The sequence below is a fragment of the Streptantibioticus cattleyicolor NRRL 8057 = DSM 46488 genome, assembly GCF_000240165.1.
GTDB lineage: Bacteria > Actinomycetota > Actinomycetes > Streptomycetales > Streptomycetaceae > Streptantibioticus > Streptantibioticus cattleyicolor.
Map to the genome: position 1 here is coordinate 778,309 of NC_017586.1, position 17,344 is coordinate 795,652.

A 17,344-nucleotide genomic window follows, 5' to 3' on the forward strand; every position below is an offset into this window, starting at 1 on the left:
TATCGACGGGTCGGCGGGTCAGGGCCACAGCAGGCCGGAGGTCCAGTTCCCGTCCTGCCGGTGGTAGCACAGTCTGCGGTGGAAGCGGGCCGGGTCGCCCTGGAAGAACTCCATCTCCTCGGCGCGCAGTTCGTAGACGGTGTGGCCGTCGGGGACCGCCTCCGGTTCGGCGGCGACCGTGCGGCGGGCCCGTTCCCGGGCATCGGCGTAGGCGCCTTCGCTCTCCAGCGGGGCGCTCATCGAACCGGTGAACCCCGAGATCCGCGACGCCTCGCCACGGCCGAGGAAGTCGGCCCGGGCGGCGGCCCGGTCGAGTACGGCGACCGGGCCCGCGGCGCGGATCTGCCGGCCGTGCCGGGGCCAGTACCAACTCAGCGCCGCGTACGGGTTGGCCGCCAGCTCGCGCCCCTTGCGGCTGGCCGCCTCGCTGGCGAACCGGAAGGCGCACCGATCCGGGTCGACGTCCCGCAGCATCAGCACCCGGGCGGAGGGGCGTCCCCGTTCGTCGGCGGTGCTCAGGGTCGTCACATGGGGTTCGGGGACGCCGTCGTCGAGCGCCTCGGTGAGCCAGCGCAGGAAGAGCGGCCCCGGGGCGGCCTCCGCCCGGGACACCTCGAACGCGGGGAAGGGCCCGGTCAGCGCCGGGGTGGTGCGCAGTCTGACGCGCAGCGCTTCGGCTTCGGTCCCGCTCACCGGGTCTGCTCCCTCCGTCGTGCCCGTCCGGATCACATCACATCACGGCGTACGACGGCGGTGCCCCCGTCCCGGGGTGGGGCGGGGGCACCTGGGTGGCCGTGAGGACGGGCCTCCGGGCGGGTCAGTCCTCCTCGGCGAGGATCATGTACAGCCGCTTGCGGGCCTCGTTGACCACGGCGACGGCCTTCTCCCGCTGGGCGGGGCTGCCGGTGGACCAGACCTGGCGGAAGGCTTCCACCAGGCCGAAGCCGGCCTGCCGGATCTCCTGCATCGCCTCCCAGTCGACGCCGCGCCCGGCCTCCTCCCAGGGGGCCTCGGGGCCCGCCGCGGCCTCCTCGCGGCCGGCGTCGGTGAGGGTGAAGAGCTTCTTGCCGCCCTCGGTGACGCTGTCGATCAGGCCCTCGTCCTCCAGCAGTTGCAAGGTGGGGTAGACCGAGCCGGGGCTGGGTTTCCAGGCGCCGCCGCTGCGTTCGGCGATCTCCCTGATCATCTCGTAGCCGTGCATCGGCCGTTCCTTCAGCAGGGCCAGGATCGAGGCCCGGACGTCGCCGCGGCGGGCGCGTCCCCGGCCGCCACCTCGCCCTCGGCCGCCGGGTCCGAAGAACCCGCCACCGCCGAAGTGTCCGCCGCCGCCGAACGGCGGCCCGAACGGCCCGAAGGCCGCGCGCCGCGACTCGTGCTCCCCGTGGCCCCGGTGGCGCTGTCCGCCCTCGTAGCCGTGTCCATGTCCGTTTCCGTGCGAACGCATGACGCGCTCCTTCCGTCGTGTGCGTCGGGTCCCCCGGCCCGCGTGTCATCCGCGGGCGACAGACCCGTGATCGCTCGTTGATCTGTCGTGATGCATCAACGATATATCGGCGAGTGTCGTCGAGCAAGAGACTGCCGAAAGGTTCCGCCGCGGTGCGGGCTTCGCCCGGAACGGCCACCTGGCGTGGCCGGAGGTCTGCCCCTGGCCACGGCCCGGCGGTCGCCGCGCCGCCGACGCCGCCGCCCGGGGTCGAACCCCGGTGCGGACCACCGGTGCCGGGCCGTACGCTCGCGGCCATGAGGATCCGTTACGTCGACGCCTTCGCCGAACGCCCCTTCACCGGCAACCCGGCCGCCGTGGTCGTGCTGGACGGCGACCGGTTCCCGGCCGAGGAGGGCATGCAGCGGCTGGCCGCCGAGGTCAACCTGGCCGAGACCGCCTTCACCCACCGGCTGCCCGAGGGCGGCCCGGCCGGGTGGGCGCTGCGCTGGTTCACCCCGGTCACCGAGGTCGCCATGTGCGGCCACGCGACGCTGGCCACCGCGCACGTCCTGCACACCACCGGCGCGGCCACCGGTGCCGTGCGCTTCGCCACCCGCGGCGGCGTACTGGGCGCGAGCGCGGCCGGGGACGGCCGGATCACCCTCGACTTCCCGGCGGCCCCGCTCACCCGGCTCGACCCGGTCCCCGCCGGGGTCGCCGAGGCGCTGGGCACGGCACCGCTGGCGGCCTACGACACCGGGCCCGACGTGGGCGACCTGCTGGTGGAGGTGGCCGACGAGGAGACGGTACGCGCGCTGGCGCCCGACCTGGCGGCGGTGGCGGCCCTGGAACACCGCGGAGTGATCGTCACCGCCCGCGCCGCCGACCGCGGTACGGGAGACGGAGCCGGGTACGACGTCGTCTCGCGGTTCTTCGGCCCCGCGGTCGGCATCCCGGAGGACCCGGTGACCGGCAGCGCCCACACCGCGCTCGCCCCGCTGTGGGCGCCCCGGCTCGGCCGAACGGAGCTGACGGGGTTTCAGGCGTCGGCCCGCACCGGTCTGGTGCGTTGCGCGCTGCGCGGCGACCGCGTCCTGTTGATCGGCTCCGCGGTCACCGTGATCGAGGGCGACCTGCTCGTCGCGTTGTGACCGCCGGCCGTCACGCGGTGGGCAGCCACCCCACCTTGCCGGCCAGCAGCGCGTACCCGACGAAGGCCACCGTGTCGATCAGCGCGTGCGCCGCCACCAGCGGACCGACCCGCCCCCACCGCCGGTACAGCAGCACGAAGACCACACCCATCACCATGTTGCCGACCAGCCCGCCGACCCCCTGGTACAAGTGGTACGAACCGCGTAGCACCGCGCTCGCGGCCGGCGCCGCCGCCGGGCTCCACCCCAGCCGGTCCAGCCTGCGCAGCAGATAGCCGACGACGACGACCTCCTCCAGCACGGCGTTCTCCACCGCCGCCAGTACCAGCACCGGGATCCGCCACCACACGTGCGGCAGCGACTCGGGCACCACGGTGAGGTTGAAGCCGGACGCCCGCGCACCGAGGTAGAGGCCGAGCCCGGTGCCGCCGATCACCGCCGCCACCAGCGCGCCCCGGGCCAGGTCGCCGATGGGCCGGCGCAGATCGAACCCGATCACCCGCAGCCCGGCGCCCTCCCGGGTGAGCAGATGGGCCACCAACGCCACCGGCACCAACGCGGTGGCGATCCCGAACACCTGCCACACCAGATCGAGCCACGGCCGCCCCGGCGCCGCCGAGGTCACCAACCGCGCCGCCTGGTTCTTCAACGGCCCCGGCCGCGTCAGGTCCCCGACGAAGCTGATCAGCGCCGACACCGCGCTCGCCCCCAGCGACAACGCCAGCACCAGCAGCGTCTCGTCGCGCAGCATGCGCCGATCGCTCACCCCGGACGCGGACGGAACGCCGTCCACCGCGCCCCCGCACCCCGTCGGATCCCCGATCCGCACCCGCCACCTCCCGCACAGCCGTCCCGTCCCGCCCACCGTATCCGGCCGGCGGGAACGCCCCTGGGGGACGGAGTGCCACGGCGCCGGGGATCAGGGGGGCGGGGCGTCCTGGGGCCAGGTGTGGACCGGGTCGCCGGAACGCATCAGTTCGCAGTAGCGACGCGTCATCGCGGCCAGCGCGGCGGGCCGGTCCAGACCGCGCTCGCGGGCGCAGTGGTAGACGGCGGCCTGCCAGGAGGCACCGTTGACGCGGCGGCGGCAGCGTTCCTCGATCACGCCGAGGTAGCGGTCGCGGTCGGCCGGGGCCACCCCCCAGGCGTCCAGCCCGGCGGCGGCCATGGGGAGCAGTTCGTCGCGCACCAGGCGTACCGCGGGCACCGTCACCACGCCGCCGCGTCCCGGCTTCGGCCAGCGCAGGTGCGCGTCGATGCCGAACCGGCAGGCGGCCTCGAAGTTGGCGGCGGCGGCGGAGAACGGCAGCCTGGTCCACACCGGCCGCGACGACTCGGCCAGGGCGCGCACCAGCCCGTAGTAGAACGCCGCGTTGGCCACCACGTCGGCCACCGTGGGCCCGGCGGGCAGCACCCGGTTCTCCACCCGCAGGTGCGGTACGCCGTCCACCACCGCGTACACCGGCCGGTTCCAGCGGTAGATGGTGCCGTTGTGCAGTTGCAGTTCCTTCAGCCGGGGCACCCCGCCCTCGTCGAGGACGCGCAGCGGGTCCTCGTCGTCGCAGATGGGCAGCAGCGCGGGGAAGTAGCGCACGTTCTCCTCGAACAGGTCGAGGACGCCGGTGATCCACCGCTCGCCGAACCAGGTGAGCGGGCGCACGCCTTGGGCCCGCAGTTCCTCCGGACGGGTGTCGGTGGCCTGCTCGAACAGGGCCGGGCGGGTCTCCCGCAGCAGCTCCCGGCCGAACAGGAACGGGGCGTTGGCGCCCAGCGCGATCTGCGGCCCCACCGCCGCCTGCGCCGCGTTCCACACCGCCGCGAACCGCCCGGGGGTCACCTGCAGATGCATCTGGGTCGAGGTGCACGCCGCCTCCGGCGCGATCGAGGCCGAGGTGCGGGTCAGGCGCTCCACGCCGTCGATGTCGAGGGCGATGTCCTCCCCGCGGGCGGCGAGCACCTGGTCGTTGAGGAGGGTGTAGCGGTCGCCGCGGGAGAGGTTGGCTTCCACCAGATGGTGTGCGTCCAGGGTGGGCAGAATTCCGATCATGACGATCCGGGCGCCGGCTTCCGCGGCCTTGCGGTCGGCGTAGCCGAGCCCGATCCGCAGTTCTTCGGCGAGTTGGTCCAGCACCCGGCCGGCGAGCCGGTGCGGGGCGATGTTGACCTCGATGTTGAACTGGGCCAACTCGGTCTGGAAATCCCGGCTGGCGATTCGCTCCAGCACCTCCTCGTTCATCATGCAGGGCTGACCGGCGGAATCCGCGAGATTCAATTCGATCTCCAGGCCCATCAGGTTGCGCGGGCGGTCGAACCGTTTCTCCGCCAGCAGCCGCTCCAGGCCCACCAGGCACTGCCGCAGCTTCCGTCGGTACCGTTGGCGATCGGACAGGTCGAACCCGCTGGCCACGACCTTTTCCCCCATCGAAGGGTCCCTCCTCGTGTGGGCCGTGCACCGATGATGCCCAGTCGAACAGATCGATAACGCCCCACGAACGGCGGGTCCGGAGTAGGCTCGAAGCAGCCGTCCGCTGGCACATTCCGACGGCATAGCACGATGTCCCGGGCACGGCGCAAAAGCCACAGAAAACCCGGGTCGAGAACCGGCCATCCGCGCCGCGGGCAAACCGGCAGGCCGGATAGCGGAGCGCATGGCGAATGCGGAGGAATCGTCGCCGATTTCCGACGCAAATGGATCTTGCGGTGTTTACCGGAGCGGAGTAGCCGAATCGCCCGCCGAACACGTTTCGTATAAACTTCGCGCACAGGCAGAGACTCCGCGGGCCGCCGATCGCGCAGTGCGCAGCCCCGGCCGCGGGAAAGGATCCGTATGCCACCGCCCAGTGCGCGCATCCATACCGTCCCGGACCACGGTCGTCCGGGCGGCTCTGCCAGGTAGCACCGCAAGCCCGACCCGGTACCACCGAGCACCACCCCGGCCCGGCCCCTCGGCCCGGCAGCACCTTCGCACCGCGCCCTTGCCTGCACTGCTGACAGCGTCGTCCGCAACAGCAAGCAGCACCCGGTCTCCAGCGAGAGGCGACCCAGACCATGCCGCTGTACGTACCTGATGCCCCCGCGCCCGCGCTGCGGAGCGTGCTGGCGGCTCTGTGCTCCCCCACCGCCGTCCGCGCCGCCCGTACGCCGTCGCTGCGCGACGCCCGCGGACCGCTGGTCCCGGACCACCCGCTCCCGCTCCATCTGCTCGACCCGGTGTCCTCGCGGGCCGGGGGGATACCGCGGGCCCGGCTGACCGGCTGGCGGTTCCTGATCCGGGGCGCGGAGGAGGGCGTGGTCGCCGCCGCGGAAACCATGATCACCCCGGACGGCTGGGCGTTCTCGTACTTCTGCGAGGGTCCCTACCTCGCCTCCACCGAGCGGGCGCTGCGCCAGGCGGAGGCGCTGCCCGCGCCGTACCAGCCGAGGCTGCTGTCCATCCCCGGGCTCTACATGCTCTGCCTGTGGCTGCACGGGGACGTCACCGACGGGGACGACGCCCAGCCGGCCCCGGCCGACGTGCTCATCCCGCTGGCGCCGGCGCCGCCCGGGATCGCCGCCCACCGGCCGCACCGGGCCGCCGATCTGCTGCCGGTGCTCACCCACCGGCTCACCCCGGCACCGCTGCTGCGCACCGTGGTGTAGTCACCGGCCCCGCGGCATGGCGGCGCCCCCTCGGTCGTTGGCCGAGGGGGCGCTGGTGTGCGGGCGCCGGATGCGGTATCTCGCTGTATCGGGTGAGTTCTCGTTACGGAAACCACCCGTCCGGGTGAAGCGTCTGCCACCAAGGGGGGTCGCTTGCCCGAAATTCCTGCGGGACGCGTTCCGTGGGGCAAGACTGGGGACCAGACCGAAGAAACGGGGGACGGCATGACCGAGCAGCCGCGTACCGTGGTGCGCACCGGTTCACCGCAGCCACAGCGAAAGACGACGTCCATGTGTCAGCACCAGCCGCCGTGTCCGTCCGCAGACTCCCCTGACCGGGAAGCCGCGCACCTCGTGGCGCACCACCCGGAGCAGGGCTGGAGCCTGTTGTGCAACGGCGTCCTGCTCTTCGAGGACACCGGGGAGCTGCTCCCCGACGGCAAGATCATCGCCCCGCACCGCCCGCTCGACGCGGCGCGCGTCGCCACCGCCGCCTGACGCGTTCGGGACGAAGGAGCGGCGGACGGGCCGGAGCCCGTCCGCCGTGCGATCAGCCCTCGTACTCCTCCAGCGGCGGGCAGGAGCAGACCAGGTTGCGGTCGCCGAAGGCGCCGTCGATGCGGCGCACCGGCGGCCAGTACTTGTCGGCCGCCGAGACCCCGGCCGGGAAGACCGCCTCCTGGCGCGGGTAGGCGTGCTCCCACTCGCCGCCGAGCATGGCGGCGGTGTGCGGGGCGTTGCGCAGCGGGTTGTCGTCCTTGGGCCACTCACCGGAGCCGACCCGGTCGATCTCCGCGCGGATGGCGATCATCGCCTCGCAGAACCGGTCGAGTTCGGCCAGGTCCTCGCTCTCGGTGGGCTCGATCATCAGCGTGCCGGCCACCGGGAACGACATGGTGGGCGCGTGGAAGCCGTAGTCGATCAGCCGCTTGGCCACGTCGTCCACGGTGACCCCGGTCGCCTTGGTGAGCGGACGCAGGTCGATGATGCACTCGTGGGCGACGAGGCCGCCCGGCCCGGTGTAGAGCACCGGGAAGTACGGCGCGAGCCGCTTGGCGAGGTAGTTGGCGCTCAGCACCGCCACCTGGGTGGCCCGCTTGAGGCCGTCGGCGCCCATCAGCCGGGCGTAGGCCCAGGAGATCGGCAGGATGCCCGCCGAACCCCACGGCGCCGCCGACACCGGCCCGACCCCGGTCCCGGGGCCCGCGGTCGGCTGGAGCGGGTGGTTGGGCAGGTACGGGGCGAGGTGGGCGCGGACCGCGACCGGGCCGACGCCGGGGCCGCCGCCACCGTGCGGGATGCAGAACGTCTTGTGCAGGTTCAGGTGGGAGACGTCGCCGCCGAACCGCCCCGGCCGGGCCAGCCCCACCAGCGCGTTGAGGTTGGCGCCGTCCACGTACACCTGGCCGCCCGCGTCGTGCACCAGGGCGCAGATCTCGCCGATGTGCTCCTCGAAGACGCCGTGCGTGGAGGGGTAGGTGACCATGAGCACGGCCAGTTCGTCGCCGTACTGCTCGATCTTGGCGCGCAGGTCGGCGGTGTCCACCTCGCCGTCCTCGCCGGTCCTGACCACGACCACCCGCATCCCGGCCATCACGGCGCTGGCCGCGTTGGTGCCGTGCGCGGAGGACGGGATCAGGCAGACGGTGCGCCCGGTGTCGCCGTTGGCCCGGTGGTAGGCGCGGACCGCCAGCAGCCCGGCAAGCTCGCCCTGGGAGCCGGCGTTGGGCTGGAGGCTCACCTTGTCGTAGCCGGTGATGGCGGCCAGCCGCTCCTCCAGCTCGTGGATGAGCGTGAGGTACCCCTCGGCCTGCTCGGCCGGGGCGAACGGGTGGAGCGAGGCGAACTCCGGCCAGGTGACCGGCTCCATCTCGGCCGTGGCGTTGAGCTTCATGGTGCACGAGCCCAGCGGGATCATGCCGCGGTCCAGCGCGTAGTCGCGGTCGGCCAGCCGGCGCAGGTAGCGCAGCATGGCGGTCTCGGAACGGTGCTGGTGGAAGACCGGGTGGGCCAGGAAGCCGGAGGTGCGCGCCAGCTCGGCCGGGAGCGCGTCGCCGGTCTCGGCGTCGAGGGCGTCCACGTCACCGGTGACCCCGAACGCCTGCCAGACGGCGGCGAGTTGGCCGCGTCCGGTGGTCTCGTCGCAGGAGACCCCGACCCGGTCGGCGTCGACCAGGCGCAGGTTGACCCCGGCGGTACGGGCGGCGGCCACCACCTCGGCGGCGCGTCCGGGGACGCGTGCCGTCAGGGTGTCGAAGAAGGCGTCGTGGGCCACCTCGACCCCGCCGGCCCGCAGCCCCGCGGCGAGCACGGCGGCATACCGGTGCACCTTGCGGGCGATGCCGGTGAGCCCGTCGGGGCCGTGGTGGACCGCGTACATCCCGGCCATCACGGCGAGCAGCACCTGGGCGGTGCAGATGTTGCTGGTGGCCTTCTCCCGGCGGATGTGCTGTTCGCGGGTCTGCAGCGCGAGCCGGTAGGCGCGGTCACCGTCGGCGTCCACCGAGACCCCCACCAGGCGCCCCGGCAGGCTGCGGGCGAACTGGTCGCGTACCGCCATGTAGCCGGCGTGCGGGCCGCCGAAGCCCATCGGCACGCCGAAGCGCTGGGTGGTGCCCACCGCGATGTCGGCGCCGAGTTCACCGGGCGGGGTGAGCAGGGTGAGGGCGAGCAGGTCGGCGGCGACGGTGACCACCGCGCCGAGTTCGTGGGCGCGCTCGATGACCGGGCGCGGGTCGCGTACCGCGCCGGAGGCCCCGGGGTACTGGAGCAGCACGCCGAAGACGCCGCGCTCGGCCACCTCGGCCGGGATGCCGTCGGTGAGGTCGGCGACGACCACCTCGACGCCGGTGGGTTCGGCACGGGTCTCGACCACCGCGACGGTCTGCGGGAAGCAGTCGGCGTCGACCAGGAAGACGCCGTCCTTGACCTTGCCGACCCGCCGGGAGAGCGCCATGGCCTCGGCGGCGGCGGTGCCCTCGTCCAGCAGCGAGGCGCCGGAGGTGGGCAGCCCGGTCAGGTCGGCCACCATCGTCTGGAAGTTGAGCAGCGCCTCCAGCCGGCCCTGCGAGATCTCCGGCTGGTACGGGGTGTAGGCGGTGTACCAGGCCGGGTTCTCCATGACGTTGCGCAGGATCACCGGCGGGGTGAAGGTGCCGTAGTAGCCCAGGCCGATCATGGAGGAGAGCACCTGGTTGCGGCCGGCCAGGGAACGCAGCTCGGCGAGGACGTCGGCCTCGGTACGGGCGGCGGGCAGCGCGAGCGCCTCGGCCGACTTGATGGCGTCCGGTACCGCCGCCGCCGTCAGCTCGTCCAGCGAGCCGTATCCGACGTGGGCGAGCATCTTCGCCTGGGCACCGGCGTCCGGCCCGATGTGGCGCTCCTCGAAGGGGGTGCCGCGCTCCAGGTCGGCGAGGGGGATGCGGTTGGCGGTCATCTGAGGGGGCCTCCTGGTCGGTACGACCTGTGGGGGGCACCTCGGCGCGGGGTGCCCGGTCGGCCTCCCCCTCTGTCATGAACCTGAGAGTTTCACCGCTCCGCGGTACGCGGTCACGGCTTTCCCCGTCGGTGAGGAGGGGCCCCGGCCGTGTCGCGCGCCGCCGGCACCTGCCTGCTTTCCAGAGTGACCTCGTCCGTGCGGTACGGATGCCTGAGAGATTCCGGGGAGGATTTGCTCCTTCGGCGCCGGAGCCAGTGCTTCCACTGTCTTCCGGACTCTCCCGCACGGGGTCAGCAGCCGTTGCCACAGTACCAGCGCGTTGACGTCCGCGGTTGGCTGCTGCCCGCCGCTTTGGACAGCCCCGATTCGACATGCTCGGGAATGTGGCTTTTGGTGATTGTGTTGGACCGTTGCGATCCCCCTGGAGGAGCCGTGCAGACCGACATCGATCCGCGCACCCTGATCGGCCGCAAGGCGCTCGACCGCAACGGCGTCAAGATCGGCACCGTCGACGAGGTCTACCTCGACGACGCGACCGGCGAACCCGAATGGGCCGCGGTGCGCACCGGACTGTTCGGCCGGGACGCCTTCGTTCCGCTGGAACCGAGCGAGCTGCGCGACGACTCGCTGCGGGTGCCGTACGACAAGTCGCTGGTCAAGAGCGCCCCGGACTTCGGGGTGGGGCGCCATCTCTCCCCGGAGCAGGAGCTCCAGCTCTACCACCACTACGGCCTGAAGGTGCCGCCCCCGGAGGCCGAGTCCGGCTCGGCCCCGGGTGAACTGCGCGATGCCGGGCGGCTGGCGGGCGATCCCGGCGAGCGGTCATGACGCGGTGGCGGACGGGCCCGGCACCGGGAACCCCGGCACCAGCGGCAGCGGTTCGGACGGGGTGAGCGCCGGGTCGTCCACCGCGAAGGTGCGGACCCGGCCCGGTTCGCCGCCGGGCACCTCGAAGCGCACGGTGACCCGGCCGACCCCGCTGCCCTGGACCCAGCCGGGGCCGTACTCCTCGTGGGTGACGTCGTGTCCGGGGTGCCAGCGGCGGACCGGCGGCGGTGCGGCGACGGTCGCGGGCGCGGCGTCCTCGGAGTGCTCCGGGTCGCCGGGGTCGGCGGCGGACCCCTGCGCGGCCTGGGCGAAGAGATCCTCCTGGGTGAAGTCGGCGAGGCCGGCCACGCCGACCCCGAGCAGCCGCACCCCGCCGGTGGTGTCGACGCCCTCGATGAGCCGGCCGGCGGTCTCCCGGACCACTGCGGGGTCGTCGGTGGGGGCGCGGAGCGTTTCGGACCGCGTCAGCGTGGTGAAGTCGTAGCGGCGCACCTTGAGCACCACCGTGCGCCCCGAACGTCCCGCCGCGCGCAGCCGTTGGACACAGCGGTCGGCGAGCCGTCCGACCTCGGCCCGCACCCGGGCGCGGTCGGTCAGGTCGACGTCGAAGGTGTCCTCCACCGATATGGATTTCACGTCCCGTTCCGCCACCACCGGCCGGTCGTCCTGGCCGGTGGCCATGGCGTACAGCGATGCGCCGTGCGCCTTGCCCAGCAGCCGCACCAGCTCCGCCTCGCCCGCCTCGGCCACCTCGGCCACCGTGCCGATCCCGGCGCGGCGCAGATGGTCGGCGGTGGCCGGGCCGACCCCCCACAGGGCGCGTACCGGGAGCGGGCCGAGGAACGCGTCCTCGGTGCCGGACTCGACGACGACCAGGCCGTCCGGCTTGGCGGCGTCCGAACCGATCTTGGCCAGCAGCTTGGAGCCCGCGATGCCGACGGAGGCGGTGAGCCCGGTGGCCGCGCGGATCGCCGCCCGCAGCTCCTCCCCCACCACGCGCACCTCGGCGCCGACAGCGTGCGAGGGCAGCCCGGCCAGCCGGTCGCGGCAGGCCCCGACGGCCAGGTCGACGAAGGCCTCGTCCAGGCTGAGCGGTTCCACCAGCGGGGAGAGTTCGTGCAGCAGCCCCATGACCACGTCACTGACCTGGCGGTACAGCGTGAACCGGGGGGTGAGGTAGGCGGCGTTGGGGCACAGCCGCCGGGCGTGCGCCATCGCCATCGCCGAGTGGACCCCGTGCACCCGTGCCTCGTAGGAGGCGGTGGAGACCACCCCGCGCGGCCCGAGCCCACCGACCACCACGGGCTTGCCGCGCAGGCTCGGCTTGGACGCCTGCTCCACGGAGGCGTAGAAGGCGTCCATGTCGAGGTGGAGGATGGTCGGAGCGGTTCTCACACCCTCGATGCTGCCGCACGCCTCGGACAATCGCCGTACAGGCGTACGGTGGGCGGCGCGGCGGTCAGCCGGCCCGGTTGCGGCGCCGGGCGAGTTCGTCGGCCGGGCTGGGGGCGTAGAGCGTCTCGCCGGTGTCCACCCGTTCGCCGGGCAGCCGGGACAGGCTCTCCGCCACGTCCCGCCAGACCACCCCGACGGCGATGCCGAAGACCCCCTGGCCGCCCTGGAGCAGGCTCACCACCTCGTCCGGGGAGGTGCACTCGTACACCGTCGCGCCGTCGCACATCAGGGTCGTGCGGGCCACGTCGGCCGAGGACCAGGTGGACAGGTGGCGTACCGCGGTACGGATGTTGGGCAGCGCCACCCCGGTGTCCAGCAGCCGTTTGACGATCTTGAGGACGACGACGTCCCGGAGGCTGTAGAGCCGTTGCGAGCCGGAGCCGTAGGTGGTGCGCACGCTGGGCTCCACCAGACCGGTGCGGGCCCAGTAGTCGAGCTGACGGTAGGTGATGCCCGCGGCGGCGCAGGCGGTGGGCCCGCGGTATCCGACGAGCTCCGACCCCTCGGGCGGCCGGGGGCCCGGCCCGGGGCCGCCGTCGTCCACCGCGAGGTGAGAGGGGCGGGACACGGTCCCGCGGACCGGAAACGAACCGCCAGCGGCCCTGTCGCCGGTGCTTCTCACGCCGACCTCCGTCCCTTCACATCCCGGTGCGCGGGGGCGCAGGCCCGGCGTCCACCGCCGACGCGGCGCACGGGGACATGGGCCTTCCAGGACTCTTCCACCCGACGGTAGGCAGTCACTCCGAGTGCGTCAACGATCGCCACACTCGGCACGCCGAGTGATTTCCACCCCGAGAGTGGTTTGCCGTGACCCTGGAGGGGGAATGACTGGCCGAATGGCTGCGGCGCGGACCGCTCACTGGTTGCTCGTGCCGAAGTCCTCCGGCGAGATCTGGTCGAGGAACTCGCGGAACTTCTCCACCTCGTCCTCCTGCTCGTCCGGGATCGCGATCCCCGCGTCGTCGAGCACACCGTCGCTGCCGTAGATCGGCGTCCCGGTGCGCAGGGCGAGCGCTATGGCGTCGGACGGGCGGGCGCTGACCTCCACTCCGCTGGCGAACACCAGCTCGGCGTAGAAGACGCCTTCGCGCAGATCGGTGATGCGCACCTCGGTGAGCCGCTGGCCGACCGCCTCGAGGACGTCCTTGAACAGGTCGTGGGTCAGCGGGCGCGCGGGCGTCATGCCCTGCTGGGCGAAGGCGATCGCGGTCGCCTCACCCGGTCCGATCCAGATGGGGAGGTACCGGTCGCCTCCTACTTCCCGCAGAAGCACGATCGGCTGGTTGGAGGGCATTTCCACCCGGACACCCACGACGTCGAGCTCATTCACACAGCAACCCTAGGCTCTCAACGGAGTCTTTGGGTAGTCGGGCATTCCGCAACTCGGACAGCAGGGGGTCACGGCTGTCGCAGCCGCAGCGCCGAGCGGACCAGCGCGGCGTGCAACCGGACGGACAATCCGGCCAGCTCACGCGCGGTGGCCTCGGCGTGCGCCCGGGTCTGCGGGTTGCGGTGCCGGCGCAGCGGCGCGACGACCTGCTCCACCAGGCTGACGTCCCGGTCGGCGGCGGCCTTGACGGCCCGCAGATGGCGCGGCTCCAGCCCGAACCCGGCCAGTTCCGTGATCAACTTGGCGACCTGGATGCTTTCCGGGTCGTAGCCGCCGTCGGCGCCCGGCTCGATCAGCCCGTAGGACTCCCACTGGGCCAGGTCGCTCTCCTCGGCGCCGGTGGCGTTCAGCAGGTCGGCGCGGCTGATGCGGCCGGTGGCGGGCGGCGGGTCGGCGTCCGCGTCGAGGGCCCCGGCCAGCGGGTCGGGCGGCTCGGCGGGGGCGGGCAACGCGACCGGGGCGCCGGCGTCCAACGCCTCCAGGTGCTCGCGGATGACCTTCAACGGCAGGTAGTGGTCGCGCTGCATGCGCAGCACCTGCCCCAGCCGCTCGACGTCACGCGGGCTGAACTTGCGGTAACCGGAGGGCGTCCGCTGCGGCTCCACCAGGCCCTCCGCCTCCAAGAAGCGGATCTTGGAGATGGTGACCTCGGGGAATTCGTCGCGCAGCAGGGCGAGCACCGCGCCGATGCTCATCAGCCGTCCGTCCGCGGCGGCGGCGCCTGATGTGGCACCGCCCGACGGTGTACGAGGCATGAACCTTCTCTCGCCGGTCGCGCCGTTGCCAACGGGGCCCGTCCGGCGGCGCGGACCCCCGAGGGGCCGCCCCGCCGGACGCGGCTTGCCGAGCGCGTCAGTAGGTGCGCGGGCTGCTGTAGAACACCATCCGGTACTTGCCGATCTGCACCTCGTCGCCGGCCGCGAGCGGCACCGAGTCGATCTGCTCGCGGTTGACGTAGGTGCCGTTGAGGCTGCCCACGTCGGCCACGGTGAAGCGGCCGTCGGGCCCTCGGCGGAACTCCACGTGGCGCCGGGAGACGGTGACGTCGTCCAGGAAGATGTCGCTCTCCGGGTGGCGGCCCGCCGTGGTCACCTCGGCGTCCAGCAGGAAGCGGCTGCCGGAGTTGGGGCCGCGGCGCACCACCAGCAGCGCCGAGCCGTGCGGCAGCGCCTCCACGGCCGCCTGCAACTCGGGGGTGAGCAGCGGCACCGCGGTCTGGCCGGTGGCCTCGGCGTCGTACGCCTCCAGGCCGGAGATGGAGATCGTGGAGGTGGTCTCCGAGGCGCGCTCGGGGGCCACTCCCGGGTGCAGCGGCGCACCGCAGTTGGAGCAGAAGCGGCTCGCCTCCGCGTTCCGGTGCCCGCACCTGCTACAAACCGGCAAGGCCGCCATGGGCTGTGCCTCCTGCCGCGGCTGACCCGCGGGGACGTCCGATGGGTCCTGGAAACCTATGCGGCCCGACGCGGCAGGGTCAACAGAAACCTGTCCAGGACCACCCGAAATGTCACCGCCCGGAGCAACCGCCTCGTCACGGAAGAGCGGACGGCCCCGGTCCGCCCCCTCCCCCTGCGCCTCGCGCGGCGCCCGGTGACGCGCCGTAGCGGGATCCGCGGCCCGCTGCCGAGCGCTCTTGCCGAACAATTTCCCAAACAACTTCACGGGCGATTCCCCTTGAAAGAAACAGACCCGCCCGTGGGGCAGGACGAACCCTCGCAACACCGACCGGCCGGTCCGGACATCCGGACAACGAACCAGGTCACTCCACAGTTTCCACCACGCATCACCCTCGCCGCGCGCCGACCCCCCGCACGGTCCTGCCCTCCCCCGGTCCACTCCATGCTCTACCGCCTCACTGGCCCGACGACCGAGCGTAGTCAGGCTGTTTCGCCTGCCGCAAGGCGTCCACAACGATCTTCTGGGACCGTACAACGGTCACCGTGGCCTGCTCCTTCTCCAAGGTCTGTACCACGCCGCCGGGGATGTTCAACGCCGGTTCCAGGTCCGGCGGATTGCCCACCACCTTGAAGACGTAGGGCTGGGCGAGCCGGTGCCCGTCCACCTGGACGCTCCCGGGGCCGGCGTCCGTGAAGTAGGTGCCGGCCACCGCCCGGACGTCGTTGATCTGGATCGCCTCGGCCCCGGCCGCCCGCAGCTCCTGGAGGGTGTCGAGGAGTTCGTCCGCCGACACCGCCCCGTGCGCGTCACGGATGGTGAGCGTGATCCCTGGCCCCTGGGCTGCCACCGTACCGGCGAGGACGCCGAGTTGGCGGGCCTTCTGCTCGGTCTGGCGGCGCGCCTCGGCGGCCTGGTTGGAGCTGTTGCGCAACTGGGTCAGCTGGTTGTCCAGACCGCGCTTCTCGTCCTCAAGACGCTGGGTACGCGCGTCCAGTTCCGACAGGATGCGGACCAGATCCTCCTGGCGGGCGCCGCGCAGCGCGCCGTTGTCACTGGTGGAACGGACCTGGATGGCCAGGCCCAGTCCGAGCACGAACAGCAGCAGCGCGACGATGAGTTGGGCGCGGGTCAGCCGCGGCGGCCACAACCCCTTCACCAGCCGCTGGCGGCCGGTGAGTTGACCGTCGGAGCCGTCACCGGAACCGGGATCGGCATCGGGACCGGATCCGGACGCGGGCGGCGCCGGGACCTCGTCGGGCAGCGGCCGGCGCACCGGTGGCTCACCGGGGCGCGGGGTCTCCTCGGGACGCGGCGTGTCGTCGCTGCTCATCACCGCATCACGCCCGGAAGATGTGGCGGCGGATGGCCGCCGCGTTGGAGAAGATCCGGATGCCCAGCACCACGACCACGCCGGTCGACAACTGGGCGCCCACCCCCAGCTTGTCGCCGAGGAAGACGATGAGCGCCGCCACCACCACGTTGGACAGGAACGACACGACGAACACCTTGTCGTTGAAGATGCCGTCCAGCATGGCGCGTACCCCGCCGAAGACGGCGTCGAGCGCGGCGACCACGGCGATCGGCAGGTAAGGCTCGACGGCCGAGGGAACCACCGGCCGGATCACGAGCCCGACCACCACTCCGACGACGAGGCCCAGTACGGCGATCACTTGTTGCCCTTCCCTGTTGCGGCGGCACCCGGGACGGCACCGCCCGGAGCCGGTGAGGCGACGCGCAGCACCAGGCTCGGCGCGGCCGGCAGCCGTACGTCGTCCTGGACCGAAACGCTCGCCCGGATACCGTAGTTCTGCTGGAGCTCGTGGAGGTACCGGCCGTCGGCGCCGTCCTGGAAGGCCGTGCTCAGCCGGCGTCCGTCGCCGACGGCGAGGACGGTGTAGGGCGGCGCCAGCGGTTTGTTGTCGACCAGTATGGCCTGGCCCGCCGCGCGGATCGCGGACAAGGAGGTCAGCCGTTGTCCGTTGACGGCGATCGCCTCGGCCCCGGCCGCCCACAGGCCGTTGACCACGCGCTGCATGTCCCGGTCGCGAACGCGTCCGGTGTCGGAGAAGCCGCTGCTCTCGCGCGGTCCGCCGCCTTGGCCGCCGGTGGCCTCCTTGGCGTCGTCCACCACCAGCCGCAGCCCCGGACCGTGCACCGCGGTGGCGCCGGCCAGCAGCGCGGCCAGGTCGGCGTCGCCGTTGCCGCCCGGGAGCGCCTGGCGCTGCTGCGTGCCGACCTGGCCGCGCAGGGCGTCGACGTCGTGCTGGAGGGCGTCGGCGTGGTGCGACTCGGCGCCGATGCGGCCGATCAGCTCCTGGCGCTCCTTGGCCAGCGTGGGCGCCGAGAACTGGGCCTGCGCCCCGCCGACGGTGACCACCGCGGCCACCAGCGCGAGGCCCGCGGCGAGCGCGATCCGGCCCCGGGCGGTACGCGGCAGCCTGGCCCGCCCGGTCTCCCCGCGGCGCGCGGTGACCTCGGCGTATCCGTCGTCCAGGCTGTGCTCCATGATGTTGGTCAGCAGCGACATCGAGGCGTCCCGCCGCGGGGGGCGCGGGGGCGTGCTCCGAACGGGGGGCTGCTGCGGCATGCCGCACATCGTCCCACGTCGGACCGGCCGGTGC

Annotated in this window: 17 protein-coding genes and 1 riboswitch; of the genes, 4 read left to right on the plus strand and 13 right to left on the minus strand. The window is 72.9% G+C overall.

Going from position 1 to position 17,344, the window contains the following annotated elements; all coding sequences use genetic code 11:
- Positions 1-18: 18 nt before the first annotated feature.
- Positions 19-693, minus strand: a complete 675-nt coding sequence (locus tag SCATT_RS03165) for a pyridoxine/pyridoxamine 5'-phosphate oxidase (protein WP_014141473.1) — start codon at positions 691-693, stop codon at positions 19-21.
- Between the two features lie 124 nt (positions 694-817).
- The gene (locus SCATT_RS03170) at positions 818-1,444 is read right to left on the minus strand and encodes a PadR family transcriptional regulator (protein ID WP_014141474.1); all 627 of its coding nucleotides are present in this window, start codon (positions 1,442-1,444) and stop codon (positions 818-820) included.
- A gap of 296 nt (positions 1,445-1,740) precedes the next feature.
- On the opposite strand from SCATT_RS03170, the gene SCATT_RS03175 reads away from it, so the two are divergent.
- Positions 1,741-2,577, plus strand: a complete 837-nt coding sequence (locus SCATT_RS03175) for a PhzF family phenazine biosynthesis protein (protein WP_014141475.1) — start codon at positions 1,741-1,743, stop codon at positions 2,575-2,577.
- Positions 2,578-2,587: 10 nt separating this feature from the next.
- Here SCATT_RS03175 and SCATT_RS03180 read toward each other — a convergent pair whose 3' ends face one another.
- On the minus strand, positions 2,588-3,328 hold the full coding sequence (locus SCATT_RS03180) for a CPBP family intramembrane glutamic endopeptidase (protein ID WP_231905191.1): 741 nt from the start codon (positions 3,326-3,328) through the stop codon (positions 2,588-2,590).
- A 168-nt stretch (positions 3,329-3,496) separates the two neighbouring features.
- Positions 3,497-4,999 carry a glutamate--cysteine ligase family protein gene (locus tag SCATT_RS03185; RefSeq protein ID WP_014141477.1) on the minus strand — a complete coding sequence of 501 codons (1,503 nt, stop codon included), beginning with the start codon at positions 4,997-4,999 and terminating at the stop codon, positions 3,497-3,499.
- A gap of 626 nt (positions 5,000-5,625) precedes the next feature.
- Here SCATT_RS03185 and SCATT_RS03190 point away from each other — a divergent pair.
- Positions 5,626-6,216, plus strand: a complete 591-nt coding sequence (locus SCATT_RS03190; protein ID WP_014141478.1) for a hypothetical protein — start codon at positions 5,626-5,628, stop codon at positions 6,214-6,216.
- A gap of 291 nt (positions 6,217-6,507) precedes the next feature.
- Positions 6,508-6,714, plus strand: coding sequence for a DUF5999 family protein (locus tag SCATT_RS03195; RefSeq protein ID WP_014141479.1), 207 nt, complete (start codon positions 6,508-6,510; stop codon positions 6,712-6,714).
- A gap of 52 nt (positions 6,715-6,766) precedes the next feature.
- Here SCATT_RS03195 and gcvP read toward each other — a convergent pair whose 3' ends face one another.
- Complete coding sequence (gene gcvP, locus SCATT_RS03200) at positions 6,767-9,652, minus strand: aminomethyl-transferring glycine dehydrogenase (protein WP_014141480.1); 2,886 nt, start codon at positions 9,650-9,652, stop codon at positions 6,767-6,769.
- 191 nt (positions 9,653-9,843) lie between these two features.
- Positions 9,844-9,948, minus strand: a riboswitch (glycine riboswitch).
- 139 nt (positions 9,949-10,087) lie between these two features.
- Between gcvP and SCATT_RS03205 the strand changes: the two genes are divergently transcribed.
- The gene (locus tag SCATT_RS03205) at positions 10,088-10,483 is read left to right on the plus strand and encodes a PRC-barrel domain-containing protein (protein ID WP_014141481.1); all 396 of its coding nucleotides are present in this window, start codon (positions 10,088-10,090) and stop codon (positions 10,481-10,483) included.
- Here the strand turns inward: SCATT_RS03205 and SCATT_RS03210 are convergent.
- The 8 genes from SCATT_RS03210 to SCATT_RS03245 form a co-directional block, all read right to left on the minus strand.
- Positions 10,478-11,878: a DNA polymerase IV gene (locus tag SCATT_RS03210; RefSeq protein WP_014627423.1), complete on the minus strand. Its 1,401-nt coding sequence runs from the start codon at positions 11,876-11,878 to the stop codon at positions 10,478-10,480. The two genes, SCATT_RS03205 and SCATT_RS03210, sit on opposite strands and share 6 nt — an antisense overlap.
- A gap of 64 nt (positions 11,879-11,942) precedes the next feature.
- On the minus strand, positions 11,943-12,482 hold the full coding sequence (locus SCATT_RS03215; protein ID WP_014141483.1) for a MerR family transcriptional regulator: 540 nt from the start codon (positions 12,480-12,482) through the stop codon (positions 11,943-11,945).
- Positions 12,483-12,794: 312 nt separating this feature from the next.
- The gene (locus SCATT_RS03220; protein WP_014141485.1) at positions 12,795-13,268 is read right to left on the minus strand and encodes a bifunctional nuclease family protein; all 474 of its coding nucleotides are present in this window, start codon (positions 13,266-13,268) and stop codon (positions 12,795-12,797) included.
- 68 nt (positions 13,269-13,336) lie between these two features.
- On the minus strand, positions 13,337-14,083 hold the full coding sequence (gene ftsR / locus SCATT_RS03225) for a transcriptional regulator FtsR (RefSeq protein ID WP_014627426.1): 747 nt from the start codon (positions 14,081-14,083) through the stop codon (positions 13,337-13,339).
- Positions 14,084-14,180: 97 nt separating this feature from the next.
- Positions 14,181-15,083, minus strand: coding sequence for an FHA domain-containing protein (locus SCATT_RS39320; RefSeq protein WP_231905192.1), 903 nt, complete (start codon positions 15,081-15,083; stop codon positions 14,181-14,183).
- A 94-nt stretch (positions 15,084-15,177) separates the two neighbouring features.
- Positions 15,178-16,053 (minus strand): DUF881 domain-containing protein, encoded by an 876-nt coding sequence (locus tag SCATT_RS03235; protein WP_014141488.1) that lies wholly within the window; start codon positions 16,051-16,053, stop codon positions 15,178-15,180.
- Positions 16,054-16,060: 7 nt separating this feature from the next.
- Positions 16,061-16,393, minus strand: a complete 333-nt coding sequence (locus SCATT_RS03240) for a small basic family protein (RefSeq protein ID WP_014141489.1) — start codon at positions 16,391-16,393, stop codon at positions 16,061-16,063.
- Positions 16,390-17,310 carry a DUF881 domain-containing protein gene (locus SCATT_RS03245; protein ID WP_173405619.1) on the minus strand — a complete coding sequence of 307 codons (921 nt, stop codon included), beginning with the start codon at positions 17,308-17,310 and terminating at the stop codon, positions 16,390-16,392. Before SCATT_RS03245 ends, SCATT_RS03240 begins: the two co-directional genes overlap by 4 nt.
- Positions 17,311-17,344: the final 34 nt, after the last annotated feature.

Excerpts from the sequence above, each read along its gene's own strand:
- SCATT_RS03170 (WP_014141474.1), bottom strand. The coding sequence starts at position 1,444 with ATGCGTTCGCACGGAAACGGACATGGACACGGCTACGAGGGCGGACAG.
- SCATT_RS03175 (WP_014141475.1), top strand. The coding sequence starts at position 1,741 with ATGAGGATCCGTTACGTCGACGCCTTCGCCGAACGCCCCTTCACCGGC.
- SCATT_RS03180 (WP_231905191.1), bottom strand. The coding sequence starts at position 3,328 with ATGCTGCGCGACGAGACGCTGCTGGTGCTGGCGTTGTCGCTGGGGGCG.
- SCATT_RS03185 (WP_014141477.1), bottom strand. The coding sequence starts at position 4,999 with ATGGGGGAAAAGGTCGTGGCCAGCGGGTTCGACCTGTCCGATCGCCAA.
- SCATT_RS03190 (WP_014141478.1), top strand. The coding sequence starts at position 5,626 with ATGCCGCTGTACGTACCTGATGCCCCCGCGCCCGCGCTGCGGAGCGTG.
- SCATT_RS03195 (WP_014141479.1), top strand. The coding sequence starts at position 6,508 with ATGTGTCAGCACCAGCCGCCGTGTCCGTCCGCAGACTCCCCTGACCGG.
- gcvP (WP_014141480.1), bottom strand. The coding sequence starts at position 9,652 with ATGACCGCCAACCGCATCCCCCTCGCCGACCTGGAGCGCGGCACCCCC.
- ftsR (WP_014627426.1), bottom strand. The coding sequence starts at position 14,083 with ATGCCTCGTACACCGTCGGGCGGTGCCACATCAGGCGCCGCCGCCGCG.
- SCATT_RS03235 (WP_014141488.1), bottom strand. The coding sequence starts at position 16,053 with ATGAGCAGCGACGACACGCCGCGTCCCGAGGAGACCCCGCGCCCCGGT.
- SCATT_RS03245 (WP_173405619.1), bottom strand. The coding sequence starts at position 17,310 with ATGCCGCAGCAGCCCCCCGTTCGGAGCACGCCCCCGCGCCCCCCGCGG.